General features: G+C 53.2%; 1 protein-coding gene. It reads right to left on the reverse strand.

Annotated elements, in window-relative coordinates; all coding sequences use genetic code 11:
- The coding region (locus SB725_RS31555) for a hypothetical protein (protein WP_410923357.1) at positions 1-181 on the reverse strand (181 nt) is incomplete at its 3' end.
- Positions 182-267 lie beyond the last annotated feature (86 nt).

Raw genomic sequence — 267 nt, forward strand, 5'->3', positions numbered from 1 at the left:
GTTGCAGCTCTGCGCCATAACCAATAATCATTGAAGCGCCGTCCAGTAATGCAACACTCCCGGTCAGTTCAACCGGTGCGCGATCTTCCTCTACGACAAAATTTTCGTCCGCGCTGGTGGGTGACAACAGGATCACTGTTCCACCTTGTATTACCGCATTTTCCAGCGTACCGGCATGCACTTCAGCCCGACCCCACATTCACGGACAGGTTTTGCGTCTTACCGGAACTGTAGAGCTGAAGGCCATCCGTCCCCAGACGATAAATG

This window comes from Pseudomonas sp. SIMBA_041 (assembly GCF_046535095.1).
Taxonomy (GTDB): domain Bacteria; phylum Pseudomonadota; class Gammaproteobacteria; order Pseudomonadales; family Pseudomonadaceae; genus Aquipseudomonas; species Aquipseudomonas mucoides.